Source organism: Haloferax sulfurifontis (genome assembly GCF_014635105.1).
Lineage (GTDB): Archaea > Halobacteriota > Halobacteria > Halobacteriales > Haloferacaceae > Haloferax > Haloferax denitrificans.
Map to the genome: position 1 here is coordinate 1 of NZ_BMCI01000002.1, position 16,901 is coordinate 16,901.

General features: G+C 67.7%; 13 protein-coding genes. 5 read left to right on the forward strand and 8 right to left on the reverse strand.

Going from position 1 to position 16,901, the window contains the following annotated elements:
- Positions 1-489 precede the first annotated feature (489 nt).
- Positions 490-804 carry a non-histone chromosomal MC1 family protein gene (locus IEV64_RS04415; protein ID WP_004968662.1) on the reverse strand — a complete coding sequence of 105 codons (315 nt, stop codon included), beginning with the start codon at positions 802-804 and terminating at the stop codon, positions 490-492.
- Between the two features lie 238 nt (positions 805-1,042).
- Between IEV64_RS04415 and IEV64_RS04420 the strand changes: the two genes are divergently transcribed.
- The 3 genes from IEV64_RS04420 (at position 1,043) to IEV64_RS04430 (ending at position 3,772) form a co-directional block, all read left to right on the forward strand.
- On the forward strand, positions 1,043-1,240 hold the full coding sequence (locus IEV64_RS04420; protein WP_004044784.1) for a hypothetical protein: 198 nt from the start codon (positions 1,043-1,045) through the stop codon (positions 1,238-1,240).
- Between the two features lie 60 nt (positions 1,241-1,300).
- Entirely contained in the window at positions 1,301-2,356 is a 1,056-nt protein-coding gene (locus IEV64_RS04425; protein ID WP_188423269.1) for a quinone-dependent dihydroorotate dehydrogenase, read from the forward strand.
- Between the two features lie 99 nt (positions 2,357-2,455).
- Complete coding sequence (locus tag IEV64_RS04430; protein ID WP_268237476.1) at positions 2,456-3,772, forward strand: DUF6498-containing protein; 1,317 nt, start codon at positions 2,456-2,458, stop codon at positions 3,770-3,772.
- Positions 3,773-3,835: 63 nt separating this feature from the next.
- On the opposite strand, the gene IEV64_RS04435 is transcribed toward IEV64_RS04430, so the two are convergent.
- From IEV64_RS04435 to pheS, 4 genes are all read right to left on the reverse strand, one after another.
- A complete protein-coding gene (locus tag IEV64_RS04435) occupies positions 3,836-6,448 on the reverse strand; it encodes a valine--tRNA ligase (protein WP_188423270.1) in 2,613 nt (870 codons plus the stop codon).
- Positions 6,449-6,538: 90 nt separating this feature from the next.
- A complete protein-coding gene (locus IEV64_RS04440; protein ID WP_188423271.1) occupies positions 6,539-7,744 on the reverse strand; it encodes a trans-sulfuration enzyme family protein in 1,206 nt (401 codons plus the stop codon).
- A gap of 233 nt (positions 7,745-7,977) precedes the next feature.
- Complete coding sequence (pheT, locus tag IEV64_RS04445) at positions 7,978-9,690, reverse strand: phenylalanine--tRNA ligase subunit beta (protein ID WP_188423272.1); 1,713 nt, start codon at positions 9,688-9,690, stop codon at positions 7,978-7,980.
- Positions 9,690-11,189: a phenylalanine--tRNA ligase subunit alpha gene (gene pheS / locus IEV64_RS04450; protein WP_007274714.1), complete on the reverse strand. Its 1,500-nt coding sequence runs from the start codon at positions 11,187-11,189 to the stop codon at positions 9,690-9,692. The genes pheT and pheS overlap by 1 nt, the downstream gene beginning before the upstream one ends.
- 319 nt (positions 11,190-11,508) lie before the next feature.
- Here pheS and IEV64_RS04455 point away from each other — a divergent pair, with 319 nt between their 5' ends.
- Positions 11,509-11,799, forward strand: coding sequence for a hypothetical protein (locus IEV64_RS04455; protein WP_004968674.1), 291 nt, complete (start codon positions 11,509-11,511; stop codon positions 11,797-11,799).
- A 27-nt stretch (positions 11,800-11,826) separates the two neighbouring features.
- On the opposite strand, the gene IEV64_RS04460 is transcribed toward IEV64_RS04455, so the two are convergent.
- Positions 11,827-13,035 (reverse strand): NAD(P)/FAD-dependent oxidoreductase, encoded by a 1,209-nt coding sequence (locus IEV64_RS04460; RefSeq protein ID WP_188423273.1) that lies wholly within the window; start codon positions 13,033-13,035, stop codon positions 11,827-11,829.
- A gap of 91 nt (positions 13,036-13,126) precedes the next feature.
- On the opposite strand from IEV64_RS04460, the gene IEV64_RS04465 reads away from it, so the two are divergent.
- Complete coding sequence (locus IEV64_RS04465; RefSeq protein ID WP_188423274.1) at positions 13,127-14,158, forward strand: ornithine cyclodeaminase family protein; 1,032 nt, start codon at positions 13,127-13,129, stop codon at positions 14,156-14,158.
- A gap of 80 nt (positions 14,159-14,238) precedes the next feature.
- Here the strand turns inward: IEV64_RS04465 and IEV64_RS04470 are convergent, their stop codons facing one another.
- Positions 14,239-15,828, reverse strand: a complete 1,590-nt coding sequence (locus IEV64_RS04470; RefSeq protein ID WP_188423275.1) for a tryptophan--tRNA ligase — start codon at positions 15,826-15,828, stop codon at positions 14,239-14,241.
- Positions 15,825-16,844 (reverse strand): tRNA-intron lyase, encoded by a 1,020-nt coding sequence (endA, locus tag IEV64_RS04475; protein ID WP_007274710.1) that lies wholly within the window; start codon positions 16,842-16,844, stop codon positions 15,825-15,827. Before endA ends, IEV64_RS04470 begins: the two co-directional genes overlap by 4 nt.
- Between the last annotated feature and the right edge of the window lie 57 nt (positions 16,845-16,901).

Here is a 16,901-nt window from a genome sequence, read left to right on the forward strand (position 1 = left end):
TTGGACCACTTAAGGCCGTCGTATCGTGGCGACCCCCGGGAAGGTGTGTCATCCCGGTGAGCGCCAGACGACCTTGGGGTCGGGGCGTTCGGTGGAAGCGTTCGGGGGGAGTGCCCCCGTGCGCTTCTTCGCATTAGTCCGAATGCCGGGGATACATAAAAGGCCGTCGAACCGATGGCGCTACGTCATGCGGTTTCATGCCGAGATTACTCATAAGATAATGACAGACTGTCGGCGGTGAACGATGACTCTCGGAGGAACAGGTATCGCGCGACTGGAGGCCGGTCGGTCATCCCACGCGTCGTACGTTCGGTCTGACCGGGTGTCGGTCGCGCAAGCAGACGCTGGTGGCGCTGTTTGAAAGGCGTATCGACTGCTCTACGACCCGTAGTGCTACGCGTGCGTACGCACGCTGAGAATAATGGCGCATGGCGCCGGTCGCGCTATACTCGTCGAGGTGCTCGATAATGGCGCATGGCGCCGGTCGCGCTACTCGTCGAGGTGCTCGATACCCCTCTTTGAGACGTTCCCCTTGGTGATTTTCCCCTCCATCCAGCCGGGCTTGTCCTCGGGGGCACTGCTGTTCCACGCCCACGCGTCGAAGATGTGGACCTTGTCAGTCCCCTTCTCGCGGAGTCGAATCTCGACTGCGTCCGACTTCGCCTCGTCCTCGGACCCGGCGGGGTCGAGTCGTCGGGCCGCCTTGAGCGCCGCTTGCCTCGGCATACTGCCCGAAAACACACTCGTCTCTGTACCGTCCTCCTCTCGGAGCACGAAGTTTCGCTTACCGTCCTCGCGTACCATGATTTTCCACCTCTATGCCAATGAACCACATGGCACATGATAAATATATCGACGAATTTCGACCGACGACGCCGTGTTGCTTATAAACTCGACCGATTTGTCGGGGCGCCAACCCTCACCGGAGTAGCGACGGGTTTCCCTGCGAGACGGTCCGGTTGCGGCGAAAATCACCACTCCACGGGAAGACGGAGACAACACTTATGTATCCCCTGCGGCGAACCAACGGATAGACCCCCAGATGGTCCGGAAAAAGAAGCTCAGTCCGAGTGGCGCCAAAGACGAGAACGGCGAGTACCACAACGTCCACGTCAACCTCCACGAAGACGAACTCGCGGTCGCCGGGATGGAGATCGGTGACGAGGTGTTCGTCCGCGTGCGGGACGGCAAAATCATCATCCAGAAAGCGGACCCAGACCAGGTCGAACACGACTTCTAAGCGCGTGACCCGCATCGTCTCGAACCGACTCACTCCCAGCGGAAGGCCCGACAGACAGCAATGAATCCCTACCGACTCGCCAAGCCGCTCCTGTTTTCGCTCCCACCCGAGACCGCTCACCGGACCATCCACGGACTGCTCGCGGCCGCTCGCGGCACGCCCGTCGAACCGCTCTTGGAGCGGCGCTACCGCGTCGAGGACCCCCGGCTCGCCACGCGCGCGTTCGGCCTCAACTTCCCGAATCCGGTCGGCGTCGCGGCGGGCTTCGACAAGAACGCCGAGATACCGACCGTCCTCTCGGCGCTCGGCTTCGGTCACGTCGAGGTCGGCGGCGTCACCGCGGAGCCCCAGCCCGGAAACCCGAGGCCGCGCATGTTCCGCCTCCCGGAAGACGAGGCGCTCATCAACCGCATGGGCCTCAACAACGAGGGCGCGGACGCGGTCGGAGAGCGCCTCGCCGCCGGACCGCACCCGGACATCCCGGTCGGCGTCAACCTCGCGCTCTCGGAGGTGACGCCCACCGAGGAGGCCCCAGCGGACTACCGCTACACCTACGAGCGCGTCGCCGACGGCGCGGACTACTTCGTCGTCAACGTCTCGTGTCCCAACAGCGAGGGCTTCCGCGACCTGCAGAATCGCGACTCCCTCGAAGCGATTCTCGGGACGCTCGTCGACGCCGGTGCCGACCCGCTTCTCGTGAAACTCTCGCCGGACCTCCCGGACCCCGCCGTGGAGGACGCGCTCGAAGTCGTCGACGACCTCGGGCTCGACGGCGTCATCGCCAGCAACACGACCACCTCGCGGCCCGACACCCTGCGGAACCCGAACCGGGCCGAGCGCGGCGGCCTCTCCGGCAAGCCCATCGAGGCCGAGGCAACGAACATGATTCGCTTCATCGCAGAGCGGACCGACGTGCCCGTCGTGGGCGTCGGCGGCGTCTCGGACGCCGAAAGCGCCTACCGGAAGATTCGCGCCGGGGCCGAGATGGTCCAACTCTACACGGGCATGGTGTACGAGGGGCCGTCCATCGCCCGCGACATCAACCGCGGCCTCCTCGACCTGCTCGACCGCGACGGCTTCGACGACGTGACCGACGCCGTCGGGTCGGGGCTGTAGCGTCGTCCGCGACGACCGCTCACCGCGAGGTGAGAACCGACCGCCCGCGCATCGGTGTCGAACCGAAGACTAATTTTCGAGCCAGTCGCTTGACAAGACGTGCGCCCGCCCTCCACTCGTGACTCCGGCGTGCTCGCGGTCCTCGCCTCGAACGCCGTCGCGCCGGTCGGCGTCCTGTTCCTCGGTTGGGCACCGGCCGCGCTCTTCGGCGTGTTCGTCGCCGAAATCGCCGCCGTGCTGTGCTGGACGCTCGTGAAGATACCCTTCGCGGCCAAGCGCCCCAACAACACCATCGGCGACGGAGACCGGCTGTTCGGCCCGTTGCAGGCCAAGCGAGGGTCGGTTTCGCTCCCCGGTCCCCTCCCGGAGTGCTACCCGCGGAACGTCCCGACGCTCCTCATCGCGGCGTTCCTGCTCGTCCCGCTCGAACTCGCCGTCGCCTTCGTCGCGTTCGGCCTGACCGACCCGGTCGTCACCGACGAAGTCGCCGGGCAAATCCTGCTGGGCGGCGTGGGCGTGTTCGTCGGACGGGGCGTCGAAACGCTCACCGGCTACTTCGCGGCGGGCGGCTACCGCGACCACTCCGCGCGGTCGGTGTTGCTTCCCCCGTTCAAGCTCCTGTTCGCCGTCGGACTGCTGATGTTCGTCTTCGGCCCGTTCGCCGTCGAACTCGAAAACGACGTGTTCCTCGTGGTCCTCGTCGGCCTGAAACTCCTCTACGACCTCCGCGCGCTCCAACTCGAACGGAGCGAAAAGCGGGGCGTCTTCTACCGCCTCTACGGGAGCGAGGAGACCGAGATAGAACCGGTTCCGGTCGAGGAGCCGAAAAGAGCGCCGACCTATCGAACCACGCCCGCCCGCGCGGTCGCCATCACCGATGCGGCCTACCAAAGCCTCCGGTACACGGTCACCAGCGGCGTGCTGTGGTGCTACGGCGTCGCCGCCGCGCTCGTCTTCTTCGGCGCGTGGGCGTTCGCGCTCGCACCGCTCGCCCTCGCCGCCGCGTTCGGGACCCTCCGGGGAGCCTCGCGCTATCTGGCCTCCGGTCCCGTCGAGTTCCGGAGCTACGGTGACGTACTCGTCGTCCACGACGCGCTGTTGGACGAACCCCAAGCCCGCCTCGAACGCGACGCGGTCACCGACGTCAGCGTGTCCGCAGACGCCGTCGACCGTCTGTTCGGCACGGAGACGGTGCGGTTCGAGACCGGCGTGGACACGAGTCCCGACGTGGGACTCACCGTCCCCGACCCCGAGGAGGCTCGCACCGACGATGCGAACGCGAACCACCCGATGACGGTTCCCCACGTCGAAGACGCGGCGGCGGTGCTGGACGCCTTCAAGCGCGAGACAGGGGCCGAAACGGAGACTGCGACCGAAGCCGCGCCCGAACCAGCGGCGTCCGGCAACGGCGACTGACGAGCGGTCAGCTGAGCGACCGACTGCCGAAAGAAAAACGAAACCGAAACCGACCGAACCGCCTCAGTCGGCGTGCTGGACGATGACGATAGCGTCGCCGGCTTCGAGCATGTCGCCGTCGCCGACGTACTCGCGGGACTCCTCGATGGTGAACATCTCGGGGGCGAGTTCGACGCCCGCGACGTGCATCACGCCGTCTTCGACCTCGTAGTCGTCGTCTTCGAGGGCGGCCTCGATGTCCGGGACCTGCGCGCCGTACTCGGGGCCGACGAGCGAGTACTCGAGGTCGACGCCGGTGACGACCGACTCGATTTCGGGCTCCTCGTCGAGCAGTTCGAGCTCCTCGATGTGCATGACGCCGCTCACGTCTTCTTCGAAGCCGTGGATGTCGCCGTACACTTCGACGAGGTCGACGGAGGCGTTCATCGAGAGCTGGTTGTCGCTTTTGTACTTGCGGAGCGCGCCGACGACGGCCATCGCCGTCTCGCCGGCCGCGACGTCGGCGTCGAGGCCGAGCGGTTCGGGCCACGGCTGGTCGTGGACGCTCGCCTCGTCGTACATGTCGCGCCACAGCTCCTCCGTGACGTGCGCGAGGATGGGCGCGAAGCAGGTCAGGAACCGCTTGTGGGCGGTCTGGAGCGTGTAGGCCGCCGAGGGGTCGTCGCCCTCGCGGACGCGCTGTTTGGCGATTTCGAGGTAGTCGTCGCAGAACGTGTGCCAGAAGAAACTCCGCAGGCGGTCGCGCGCCTTCGAGAACTCGCGGTTCTCCAGTTTCTCCGTGACGAACCCGAGCTCGCGGTCGAGCGAGGCCAGAAGCCAGCGGTCGATGGCCTTCAGGTCGTCGTGGTCGAACTCGGCGGGCGCGTCCTCGGTGAGGCTCTCGACGAGCTTCGAGGCGTTCCAGAGCTTCCGCATGAGCTTCTCGCCCGCGACGAGGCCCTTTTCCTGATACGGCAGGTCGTCGCCGACGGCGCTCCCGGCGGCCCAGTAGCGGGCGGCGTCGACCGGGAACTTCTCTAAGACCTCGTCGGGCGAGACGACGTTACCGACGGACTTCGACATCTTCTCGCGGTTCTCGTCGAGGACCATCCCGTTTATCATCACGCTGTCGAACGGGACCTCGCCGGTGTGCTCGTAGCACTTGACGACCGTGTGGAACAGCCAAAAGGAGATGATGTCGTGGCCCTGCGGGCGCATGTCGAACGGGTAGAGTTCGGGCCGGTCGAGTTCCATCGCCTCCGTCTCGGGGTTCCAGTCCCAGCCGCCGTTGATGAGCGGCGTGAGCGACGAGGTCGCCCACGTGTCGAACACGTCGTCCTCGGCGGCGAACTCGTCGTGGCCGCACTCGGGACAGGCGTCGACCGGCGGGTCGTCCGAGAGCGGGTCGACCGGCAGGTCCTCGCGGTCGGCGACGACGACGTGCTCGCAGTCCTCGCAGTACCAGACGGGGAACGGAATCCCCGAGGAGCGCTGTCGGGAGATGGCCCAGTCCCACTGGAGGCCTTCTATCCAGTTTTTGTACCGCGTGAACATCTTCTCGGGGTACCAGTCCATCTGCTCGCCGGCTTCGAGGTACTCCTCGCGCTTGTCGAGCAGTTTGATGTACCACTGGTCTTTGACGAGGAACTCGACGCTCGTGCCGCACCGCTCGTGGACGTTGACCGTGTGCGTGATGGCGCGCTTGTCGAGGAGCGCCCCGGCGTCGTCGAGGTCGGAGACGATGGCCTCCCGCGCCTCGTCGGCGGAGAGCCCGGCGTAGTCGTCGGCCTCCTCGGTCATCGTGCCGGACTCGTCGATGGCGACGCGGAGCGGCAGGTCGTGGGCCTGATACCACTCGATGTCCGTCTGGTCGCCGAAGGTACAGCACATGACGAGACCCGTGCCGGTCTCCAGGTCGACGCGCTCGTCTTCGAGGATGGGAACCCGCTGTCCGAACAGCGGAACCTCCGCTTCCTGCCCGACGAGGTGCTCGTTGTCGTCGTCGTCCGGGTGGACGAAGACGGCGACGCAGGCGGGGAGCAGTTCGGGTCGCGTCGTGGAGATGACGAACGACTCCTCGGACTCGGCCACGCCGAACTCGATGTCGTGGAAGTGCGAGCCCTGCTCGTCGTCTTCGGTCTCGACCTGCGAGATTGCGGTCTCGCACTCGGGACACCAGATGGCGGGGGCGCGCTGGCGGTACTGCCGACCCTTGTCGTAGAGGTCGACGAAAGAGAGCTGGGAGACGCGCTGGACCTCGGGCGAAATCGTCTGGTACGTCTGGTCCCAGTCGATGGAGATGCCGAGGTTCTGCATCTTCTCCGTGAACTCCCCTTCGTACTCCGCGGTGACCTCGCGGCAGAGCTTCTGGAACTCGCGTCGCTCGTAGTCCTGGTGTTTGATTCCGAGTTCGTCCTCGGTCAGGAGCTCCGACGCGATGCCGTTGTCGTCGTAGCCGAACGGGAAGTACACCTCGTCGCCGCGCATCCGGTTGAACCGAGCGACGAAGTCCTGGAGGGTGAAGCCGTAGACGTGGCCCCAGTGGAGGCTCCCGGACACCGTCGGCGGCGGTGAGTCGATAGAGAAGACGGTGTCGGGGTCTACCGCACGCTCCGGGTACGCGTACAGGTCTTCGTCGACCCACCTCTCTTGCCACTTCGCCTCGACGGTTTCCGGATCGTATTCTCCGCTCGGCATTGCGTTGGCGTACCTACAGCCGGGCGGACTGTTAAACGCCTCGGTTAAGTGCCCGAGGGGACGGAATTCGGCCGCGCGAGCCGTGACTACCTACAGCACAGAAAGCGCCGACGCGAGGTCAGAGCGCAGGTCGTCGACGTGCTCGACGCCCACCGACAGCCGCAACAGCGAGTCCGAGATGCCGAGCGCGTCGCGTTCGGTCTGCGAGAGCGGCGAGTGAGTCATCGTCGCCGGGTGCTCGATGAGGCTCTCGACGCCGCCGAGGCTGACCGCCAGCGGGAACTCCCGGAGTTCGCCGAGGAACTCGGCGGTTCCGTCGAGGTCGGTGTCGAGTTCGAACGACAGCACGCCGCCGAAACCCGACTGCTGACGGGCCGCGAGGTCGTGTTGCGGATGGGACTCCAACCCCGGATACAGTACCCGCGTCACGGCCTCGTGGGAGTCGAGGAACTCGGCGATTTCCATCGCGTTGGCCTCGTGCTGGCGCATCCGTAGCGGGAGCGTCTTGATGCCCCGAAGCGTCAGATAGGAGTCGAACGGCGAGAGCATCGACCCCATCCCGACGCGCTGGAGGAAGGTAATCTCCTCCAGTACGTCCTCGCGGTCGGTGACGACCGCGCCGCCGATGGAGTCGGAGTGGCCGTTGAGATACTTCGTGGTGCTGTGGACGACCACGTCGGCCCCGAGCGAAAGCGGGTTCTGGAACTGCGGGCTGAGGAAGGTGTTGTCCACGCCGAAGACCGCGTCGCCCTCGTCGGCGATGGCCGCGATGGCCTCGATGTCGCAGAGGTGCATGAGCGGGTTCGTCGGCGTCTCCATCCAGACGAGCGCGGTCTCCTCGCGCATCGCGGCCGCGGCGTTTTCGGGGTCGGTGGCGTCCACGAACGACACGTCCACGTTCAGCCGGTCGGCGAACAGCCGGTTGAGCATCGTCTTCGTCCCGCCGTAGAGGTCCTCGAACGCGACGATGTGGTCGCCCGGCCGGACCACCGCGGTCATCGTCGCGGCGATGGCCGCCGTGCCGGAGACGAACGCCAGCGCGTGCTCAGCGCCTTCGAGCGCCGCGAGCCGGTGTTCCAGCGCGTTCCGCGTCGGGTTCGACAGCCGCGAGTAGAGGTACTCGCCCGCGTCGGGGTCGAGCGTCTCCAAGTCCGCGTCGGGGTCGATGCTCGGCACCGCGTAGGTCGACGAGAGATGGACCGGAACGACGACGTCCTCGACGCCCGGAGCCGGGGCCTGCCCGCGCTCGCCGTGGGTCACCGCCAGCGTCTCGCGGCGTACATCATAATCATTCATACGATAAATCCGGCGACTCGCGTCCTAAAGGTTTCTATCGCGTTCTGACCAAATGCACGAAAAGAATTACTTGCGTCGTTAAATTACCTCAAGTTATCCGATTTCGGTTCGTAGACCATCAAAAATATCCCCGAGCACCTGTACCAAAGCCGACAGGTCTGGGGCCCACCGTTTTCCGCGACTCGCTCCGCTCGTCACGCAAAAATCTGGACCAAAAACGACCGCCGAAACTCCTACGCCAGCGCCGACAGGTCGAACTCGAACGCCGCGACCGGCAGTTCGAGGTCGTGGTCGACGATGACCTTCGGGTGGAGTTCGCCGACGACGCCGACTTCCTCGCCGTCGATGACGACCGCGGCGGTGCGGCCGTCGATGAACGACGGGTGGTCGGTCGCGGGCGTCTCCAGTTCCGCGTCGAAGTCGCGGCAGAGCGCCGCGAGTCGGGCCTTCGCGTCCTCGTAGGTCGCGTCGTGGCGCGCGAGGACGGCCGCGACGTGGCGGGCCTCGGCGACGCGGGTGTTCTCGTCGTCGTCGCGGTGGGCCACGTGGCCGATTTCCGCGAGGTCCTGCGGGTACGCCCGGTGGGTGTTGTTCTCCAGCACCATCGTCAGCGAGGGAAGCACCCACGTCCGGAGCATGGTGTAGTCCTCGCTGTACGGTTCGGTGATGGAGGCGGGCTCGCCGCCGCCGAGATACTCGGAGCCGACCTCGACACCCATGCGCTCGTAGTTCTCCCCCTCCGAAATCATGTGGAAGTTAAGCAGGTCCTCGAAGCCGAGGCCGACCAGCGAGGTGCGGACGGCGTCTTCGAGTCGGGAGCGCTCGTGGCGCTGGCCGACCGTCCCCACGTCGGGGTAGCGCGGTTCGAGTTCGTTGAAGCCGTAGGCGCGGCCCACGTCGTCGACGAGGTCGAGCGGGTGGAGCACGTCCACGCGGTACGGCGGAATCGAGACCTCGTAGACGGTCTCCTCGCCGAGTTCGGCGTTCGCGTCGAGGCCGGAGCGCTCGAACAGGTCGATGACCTCGTCCAGCTCCAACTCGACGCCGAGGACCGTCTCGATGCGGTCGTGAGAGACGTGTTTCGTCTCGACTTCGAAGTCGGGCTTCGTGACGGTGCCCGTCTCGTACTGGACCTCGACCTCCTCGATGGTCGCCCCGCGGGCGGCCAGCGCGTAGCAGATGATGTTGCACATCCGGTCGATGGTCCACTGGTCGGTGCCGGTGAGTTCGACGAGCAGGTCGCGGGAGTCCGTCGAGACCTCGGTCCGGCGGCCGTTGATGACCGGCGGGAACGAGAACAGGCCGATTTCGTCGTAGATGGCCGGGTAGCGGTCGTACTCGCTCACGAGGTCGGCGTACTTCCGGCCCGTCGCGTGCTGTTCGAGCACCTCGGCGGGCGTGAGTTCGTCGTTGGAGTCGAGCGCGACGAAGGTGTCGCCGTCGGGCTCGATACCCGTGTACGTGATGGAGTTGCCGGAGGCGTTCTCCGAGAGCACGTCGCCTTTCAGCATCGTCAGGTCGTGGATACCGATGGCCCCCTTGGCGCGCTTTCGGCCCATCGTCGCGTGGAGCTTCTCCTGCAACTGGATGAGCGAGTCGAGCGCGGCGTCGTCCAAGTCGACCCCGCGGACGACCGCACCCGTGACGTAGGGGCGCTCGTCTGGCACGTCGTCGTCGACGACGAAGGTCCAGTCGGGGTCGTTCGTGTTCGGCACAGCGACGCCGCGGGCGTCGCCGTACTGGTAGCGAAGCGAGCGGGCGACGCCCTCGACCGACAGGCGGTCGAGGCGGTCGGGACCGAATTCGAGTTGGAACGCCCCGTCGTCGGTGACGCCCTCGAACTCCAGTCCGAGCGCGAACAGGTCGTCTTTGAACTCCTCGTCGGACTTGTCTTCGTGGCCGGTCAGGCGGCGCAGTTCGTCGGGTTGAACGTCGACTACGGGCATTACTTGAGCACCTCCGTCTCGCGGAGCAGGTCGAGGTCACACAGCGTTCCGTGCACGTCGCGGATGTCGTCGAAGCCGTACATGAGCATCAGCAGGCGCTCTAAGGCGAGGCCCCACGCCATCACGTCGCACTCGACGCCGAGGGGGCGGAGCACCTCCTCGCGGAACATCCCCGAATTCCCTATCTCGATGAGTTCGCCCGTCTCGGGGTGTCGGCCGAACAGCTCGAACGACGGCTCAGTGTAGGGGTTGTAGTGCGGCTTGAACTGGATGTCCGTGATGCCGAAGTGAGAGTAGAACTCCTCGAAGGTGCCCATCAGGTCGCGCACCGAGAGGTCCTCGGCCATCACCCAGCCCTCGATCTGGTAGAACTCCAAGAGATGCGTCGGGTCGAGCGTGTCGTTGCGGTACACCTTTTCGACCGAGAAGTACCGTTGCGGCGGCTCTAACTCGCCGACCTCGTGACCGGAGAGATAGCGCATCGACAGCGACGTGGTGTGGCCCCGGAGCGCGATGGCCCGCGCGAAGTCCTCGGACCACGGCGAGTGGTAGCCGTCGCCGTCCTCGCCGACGCCGTTGAGGTGGGCGTCGCGGACGTTGTCGATGAGGTCCTCGGGGATGTCCTCCATCGGCGGCACGTCGAGGGCGAAGCGGTCCCAGTGGGTGCGCGCCGGGTGGTCCTGCGGCATGAACAGACAGTCGTTAATCCAGAAGTCCGCGTCGGCGTGCGGGCCTTCCATCTCGGCGAAGCCCATGCCGGTGAGCACGTCCTTCACGCGGTCGGCGGTCTGCCGGAGGATGTGCTTCTTGCCGCCGCGGGCCTCGGGCGCGTCGGCCTCGACGTTGTACTCGGTGAACTCCACGTCCTCCCACTCGCCGGAGGTGAGCATCTCGGGGGTGAGGCGGTCGACCGTCTCGGCCGCCTCGACGCCCTCCATCAGCGCCGTGACGCCCTCGTCGGTGAGGGTGACCGCGCGGATGGTGCGCTCGTGGCGGACCACGAGGTTCCGCGATTCGAGCTGGTCGAGCACGTCGCCGTCGACGGACTCGCCCGCGTCGAGGGCCGCGAGCGCGGCGGCCTCCTCGTCGGCGTCGGGGTCGGCGTCCGCGTCGGGGGCGAGTTCGCCCGAGTCGATGTGTCCGTAGCCCTTGCGCGCGAAGTTCGACAGCGCGATATCGACCTGTGGGCCGCCGAGGGAGGACGCGCCGATGACCTGTCCCATCGGGACCGCGTCGCCGTCGCCCGCGTCGAGCGCGGCGCGGTAGAGACGGACCTCGGGGAGGCCCTCGTCGGCGTACTCGACGCCCTCGTCTGTCAGTTCGACGGACTCCTCGGTGGTCTCGGCGACCGAGACGAGTCCCTCGTCGCGGAGGTCGAAGACCGCGCCCGTGACCGTCTCGGGCTTCTGGTCCGTCGCCTCCGCGAGCTGTGCAATCGTTCGTTCGTCCGTGGCGCTCGCGGCGTTCAACACCGCGACCTGTGATTCCGGAAGTCGCATCTGGTTCGTTGTGGCGTTAGCCGTCTGGTGGTCGGTTAGCAGTTTCGAAGCCTCGCCGCGCTGGCGGGGCTGACCGGCGGGGTCGGTTTCGTCCGGCGGGCGCGGTGACGCCCGGCCGGAGTCCGCCGACCTCAGGCGGTCAGAAAGAAAAATCCGAACCCGTCGGTGGTCGGTTCGCTCGCTCGCGCCCCGCGTTCGGGCTCGGATGCCATATGCGACCGATTGTGAGTGCCGAGTAAAAGCGTTGCGCGTCCACGCCGAGTCACTCCGAGCGCAGATACGTTCTTGGTACCGGCCGACCGAGAGACGGCGAAGACGAATGCGAGACCTAGACGCGACTCTCTCGGCGATTCGCCTCGGCCACGAGGCGTCGCTCATCGTCAAACCCCCGCACCGCCCGGACGACAGAGACGACGTCGAGGCCGTCCTCGTCCGGGCCGCGCCGCCCTACGAGTTCGACGACGGCGAACTGACCTACCGCGTCGTCGAAGACAGAGGCGAGGGCGAGCGTGCGGGCGACACCGGCTTTCGCGTCCTCGCGTCGCGCGACGTCGCCGACCCCGTCCGCGAACTCGGCGAACTCCGCGCCGTGGTCGATATGAGCGCGTAACGCGGCGTCGGCTTCTCTCGGTCCCTCTCAGGCCACGTTCCGCTCGCGGAGCGTCTCGCCCGATTCGAACCGGTCGAGCGACAGCGCCGACACGTCCACCTCGCAGGCGTCCTCGCCGAGACACAGGTCAGCGACGGCCTCGCCGGTCGCGGGCGCGTGCTGGAAGCCGTGGCCCGAAAAGCCCGCGGCGACGACGAGACCCGGTTCGACCGCGTCCAGAATCGCGTGGTGGTCGGGCGTCACGGCGTACAGCCCGGCCCAGCCGTTTCGAATCCGCGTCTCCGGCCCGAAGTAGGCCGCGGCGTCGTCGGCCCGCTCGGTCGCCTCGACCGCCCACTCGACGTCCATCGACTCGTCGAACCGGTCGGGGTCCACGTCGGGGTCCGATTCCGAGAAGTGCCCGCCGACAACGGCGGTCCCCTCCCGCTCCGGGCGGAAGTACGCCCCCGTGTCGAGGTCGATGGTGAGCGGGGCGTCCGCGGGGAGGTCCCCCTCGGGTTCCACGACGGCTATCTGCCGGCGGCGCGGCGCAAGCGGGAGGTTGACGCCGGCGAGCGAAGCGACCCGGCCGGACCACGCGCCCGCCGCGACGACCACGGCGTCGGCGTCGATGGAACCGTCCGGCGTCTCGGCGCGCCAGCCGCCGGCGTCGGGAGCGGCCACCGCATCGGCCGAACCGTCGTCGAAACCGCCGTCGGAGCCGCCGTCGCCGACGCGAGCGAGGTCGGTCACCGGCGTCTTCGTCCGGATATCGACGCCGGCGGCGCGGGCCGCGTCCGCGTAGCCTTGTACCGCGGAATGCGGGTCGGCGACGCCGTCCGCGGCCGAGAAGGTCGCCGCGACGAACGACTCGGTTCGGAGTTCCGGGAGGTACTCGGCGGCCTCCGCGGGCGAGAGGACGCGACTCGGCGCACCGGCCTCGGTCTGCATGGCGACGTTCTCCCGGAACGCCGCGGCGGTCTCCTCGGTCCGGGCGAGAAAGAGGTAGCCGGAGCGCCGGTAGTCGATATCGACGCCGAAGTCGTCCGCGAACGACTCCCAGACGGGGACGCTGGCGAGCGAGAGTTCGACGTTCACGCGCGTCGAGAACTGCGTTCGGATGCCGCCCGCCGCGCGACCCGTACTGCCGCCGCCGAGCGTCCCCGCCTCGCAGACGGTGACCTCGGCCCCGCGGCCGGCCAGCGCGTGGGCGCAGGCGAGTCCGACGACCCCGCCGCCGACGATGAGGACGTGCATGGTCTCGTCTGATTCGCCACCGACATGAGTGTGTCTGTCACATACTGTCGAGGAACAATATTTTCACGCGGCCGCGGAGAGTAGTCAGGGTATGGTCCGTATTCTCTCCGCCGACGCCGTCGGCGAGTTACTCTCGCTCGCGGAGCTGTTTCCGGTCGTCGAGGAGGCGTTCGTCAAGCAGGGCCGCGGCGAGGTCGAACGCCCCCCGCGGCCGCACTTTCCGGTCGGCATCGACATCGACAGGGTTCGGGACGGGACCGGCGGCGAGGGAGTCGCAGGCTCGGGAGAGGAACCGACAGAGCGGGACGGCCCGCTCGGCACCGGTCTCACCATGCCGGCGTACATCCACGGCCGCGAGGTGTACGCGACGAAGCTCGCCGCCGTCCACCCGGGGAACGCCGCCCGCGGCCTCCCGACGGTGAACGCGCAGGTCGCCCTCACCGACGCGACGACCGGCCTCCCACTCGCGCTCCTCGACGGGACCACGGTCACCAGCGCCCGGACGGGCTGTATCGGCGGCCTCGCCGCGGAGTACCTCGCGGGCGACCCGATTCGGCTCGGCGTCCTCGGCGCGGGCGCGCAGGCCCGCTGGCAGAGCCGCGCTATCGCCGTCGGCTCCGCGGTCGAGTCGGTCGCGGTCTACTCCCCCAGCGAGTCCCGCGAGGCGTGCGCCGCCGACCTCCGCGAGGACGGTCTCCCCGCCGAGGCCGTCTACTCCCCCGAGGCGGCCGTCGCCGGCGCGAACGTCGTCGTCACCGCGACGACCAGCGAGACGCCGGTGTTCGACGGCTCGTGGCTCGCCCCCGGAACGCTCGTCGTCGCCGTCGGTGCCTACACGCCCGAGACGCGGGAACTCGACGCCGAGACGTTCGAGCGGGCCGCGCGGGTGTTCGCCGACGTGCCCGAGGAGGTTGCCGAGATTGGCGACGTGCGCGGGGCCGACCTCGACGAGTCCGACCTGATTCCGCTCTCGGCCGTCTTCGAGGGCGACGCCGGCCGCGACGACGCCGACGAGATTCTGGTCGTCGAGAGCGTCGGTTCGGCGGTGCTCGACGCCGCGACCGCCGAGTACCTCTACGAGAAGTCGATCGCGCGAAGCGTCGGAGAAGAAGTGGGGTTGTGAGCGGTCGTTAGTGTCTCCGCCTCGTTAGTGTTCGGCGGCAACGCCGTGTCGGCTTTCAACCGCCACGAACTCCCGCCTCACTAATGTTCGGCGGCAACGCCGCGTCGCTCCGTCTCTAAGTCGATGTCCAGCGAGTCGAGGACCTCTTCGGCCTCCTCGCGCTTTTCGTGGTGGTCTTCGAGGAACTCGCGCATCATCGTCGCCGCCTGCTCCTTACAGCCGCCGCAGAGGCGCTCGCCGCCGACGCACTCGTCGTAGACCTCCTTGGCGAGTTCGTCGTCGTCGCCCGTCAGCAGGTAGGCGTACAGCTCGTACACCGGACATTTGTCGGCCTCGCCGCCGAGTTCGCGCTGTTCTTCGGCCGTGTCGCGGCCGCCGGTCGTCGCCGACTTCACCTTGTCGTAGCCCTCCTCGGGCGCGTCGAGAAGCGAGATGTGACTCGCCGGAATCGACGACGACATCTTGCCGCCGGTGAGGCCGGTCATGAAGCGGTGGTAGATGGACGACGGCGGGATGAAGCCGTAGCCGCCGTGGTGGGCCTCGACCTCGCGGGCGAGTTCCTCGGCCTCGTCGACCCCCACGTCGAACGCGTCGATGTGCTGGTCGTACCGGCGCTTTTCGCCCTCGATGTCCTCGATGAGCGCCTCGAACGCCTCGTCGGTGGCCTGCCGGGCGAAGAATCGAATCCGCGGGCGGAGCGGTTCCATCCCGGCGTTTTCGAGCTTCTCGACCGCGGACTCGCGGACCGACTCGGCGACGAGCACGCCGGCCGCGTCGAGGTCGGCGTCGGCGAGCCACTCGGCCGCCTCGCCGCACCGCGGCACGTCGGCGTCCTCGGCGTACTCCTCGCGGGCGTCGTGGGCGGCCGCGACGAGCGGGCGCTCGGCGTCCGCGAGTTCGAAGCTCGCGAACGCCTCGGTCACCTTGAAGAATCGCATCCGGGTGGCGAGGTCTCGGGCGAACCGGACGTGGGGGTCCTGGTCGGGGCCGACCGGGATGACCGTCGGCTTGGGGTCGTCCAACTGCGGGTAGAGGATGTCGGCCATCTGCGTGACGACCGACTGCATGTGCGAGACGTTGGTCTCGCCGTCGAAGCCGTAGATGGACTGGAACTCCGAGAAGTTGGCCTTCCCGCCGAGTTCGAACGCGAGCCGCTGGAGGCGGTCGTTGTCCGACTGTCGGTAGAGTTCGCCCGCCTCGGGGTCGAACCCGAGCGCGATGAGCGACAGCAGGTAGTCGCGGCTGTGCTCGTTGATTTCGTCCCACGGGATGCCGCGGGCGGAGTGGGCCTCCATGTCCGCGATGAGGCCGTAGGCGTCGCCACCCTGCCGTTGATGCCAGATTATCTCGTCGAAGACGAGCTTGTGGCCGATGTGGGGGTCGCCCGTCGGCATGAACCCCGAGAGGACGGCGAAGTCGTCGCCGTTTCGCATGGCGTCGAGGACCGGCCGGTAGTCGCGGTGGCCGAAGATGACCCCGCGGCGCATCAGGTAGTGCGGGTTCGGCACCTCGTCGAGCACCTCGTCGAACTCCTCGATGCCGAACTCCTCGAACAGCTTCCGGTAGTCGGAGACGGTCGACGAGCCCCACGGGTCGAGGGCGACGTCATCTGCTCCCTCTGCTGTGCCTCCATCGGTGCGGATGCGCTCCGCGGGTTCGTCGTCTGTCATGGCGTGAGCCGACTGACCGAAAGCCAGTCTATCTCTCCGTTGTCGTCGGTCAGCGCAAAAACCATTCGCTTGCGGACACCGCCGGCGAGGCGCACGTCGAGCGAGAGGTCCCGCGGGACGAACGTGTGGTCGGGCGCGACCACGCGCACGAGGAACTCGGAGTGCGAGAGGTCCGACACCGACTCGAACTCCGTGTAGACGCGGAAGTCCGAGCCGAACTTGAAGCCGCTCTTGGGGACCGTCTTGGCCCCCCGGAGCGCGGCGTAGACCGCGAGCCGACGGTCGAATCGGTCGCCCTCCACGTCGCGGCCGCGGGAGACCACGTCGGCCTCGTCGATGGCGAGCGCGTCGGCGCGGGCGAGATAGGCGGCTTCGAGGAGCGACAGCTGGAGCGGCCCGCTGTCGGCGTTTCTGCCGTACAGGCGCTGGCCGAAGAATCCGCGCTGGTAGAGGCGGTCGACGCCGTCCCAGACGAGCGCGCGGTCCGAGAGGAGTTCGGCGTCGAGGTCGGTCGGGAGGTCCTCGACCGCCGTCCCCTCGGGGGAGTAGCCCTCGGTGTCGAAGTAGGTCAGGTCGCCGTCCTCGTCGACGATGGCGAGCACCACCTCGCCGAGCGACGAGACGGGGATGGACTCGCGCTCGCCGACGACGCGGACGCGGTGTTCGACCTCGCCGTCCCACGGGCCTTTCCCGCGGGGGTAGACGAGGAAATCAGCGCCCGCGGCGTCGTCGACGCCGGGCCAGCCCTCGCGGGCGGGCGAGAGGTAGAACCCGCGGTCGCGGAGGTCTTTGTAGACGACGAAGTCGAGGGTGGTCCCGGTGCGCGCGAGGAGTTCGCGCAGGCCCATCCCGTCCACGCCGTCGATGTCGTCCCGCGAGAGCAGGTGGGCGGCCTCGACGGGCGCGACCTCCAGATCGTCGCCGCCGGTGGGTCTCCCGTAGCCGCGGGAGTCGTGGAACCGCTGTCGAGCGTCGCCCGGGAGGTGGACGACGCCGTCTTCGAGGCGTCCTTGCATACCCGAATCGGGGCGCGGGGACGACAAAGGGTCTGCGATGCCGGCGGCGGGTCGGCG

Excerpts from the sequence above, each read along its gene's own strand:
- IEV64_RS04415 (WP_004968662.1), bottom strand. The coding sequence starts at position 804 with ATGGTACGCGAGGACGGTAAGCGAAACTTCGTGCTCCGAGAGGAGGAC.
- IEV64_RS04420 (WP_004044784.1), top strand. The coding sequence starts at position 1,043 with ATGGTCCGGAAAAAGAAGCTCAGTCCGAGTGGCGCCAAAGACGAGAAC.
- IEV64_RS04425 (WP_188423269.1), top strand. The coding sequence starts at position 1,301 with ATGAATCCCTACCGACTCGCCAAGCCGCTCCTGTTTTCGCTCCCACCC.
- IEV64_RS04435 (WP_188423270.1), bottom strand. The coding sequence starts at position 6,448 with ATGCCGAGCGGAGAATACGATCCGGAAACCGTCGAGGCGAAGTGGCAA.
- IEV64_RS04440 (WP_188423271.1), bottom strand. The coding sequence starts at position 7,744 with ATGAATGATTATGATGTACGCCGCGAGACGCTGGCGGTGACCCACGGC.
- pheT (WP_188423272.1), bottom strand. The coding sequence starts at position 9,690 with ATGCCCGTAGTCGACGTTCAACCCGACGAACTGCGCCGCCTGACCGGC.
- pheS (WP_007274714.1), bottom strand. The coding sequence starts at position 11,189 with ATGCGACTTCCGGAATCACAGGTCGCGGTGTTGAACGCCGCGAGCGCC.
- IEV64_RS04455 (WP_004968674.1), top strand. The coding sequence starts at position 11,509 with ATGCGAGACCTAGACGCGACTCTCTCGGCGATTCGCCTCGGCCACGAG.
- IEV64_RS04460 (WP_188423273.1), bottom strand. The coding sequence starts at position 13,035 with ATGCACGTCCTCATCGTCGGCGGCGGGGTCGTCGGACTCGCCTGCGCC.
- IEV64_RS04465 (WP_188423274.1), top strand. The coding sequence starts at position 13,127 with ATGGTCCGTATTCTCTCCGCCGACGCCGTCGGCGAGTTACTCTCGCTC.
- IEV64_RS04470 (WP_188423275.1), bottom strand. The coding sequence starts at position 15,828 with ATGACAGACGACGAACCCGCGGAGCGCATCCGCACCGATGGAGGCACA.
- endA (WP_007274710.1), bottom strand. The coding sequence starts at position 16,844 with ATGCAAGGACGCCTCGAAGACGGCGTCGTCCACCTCCCGGGCGACGCT.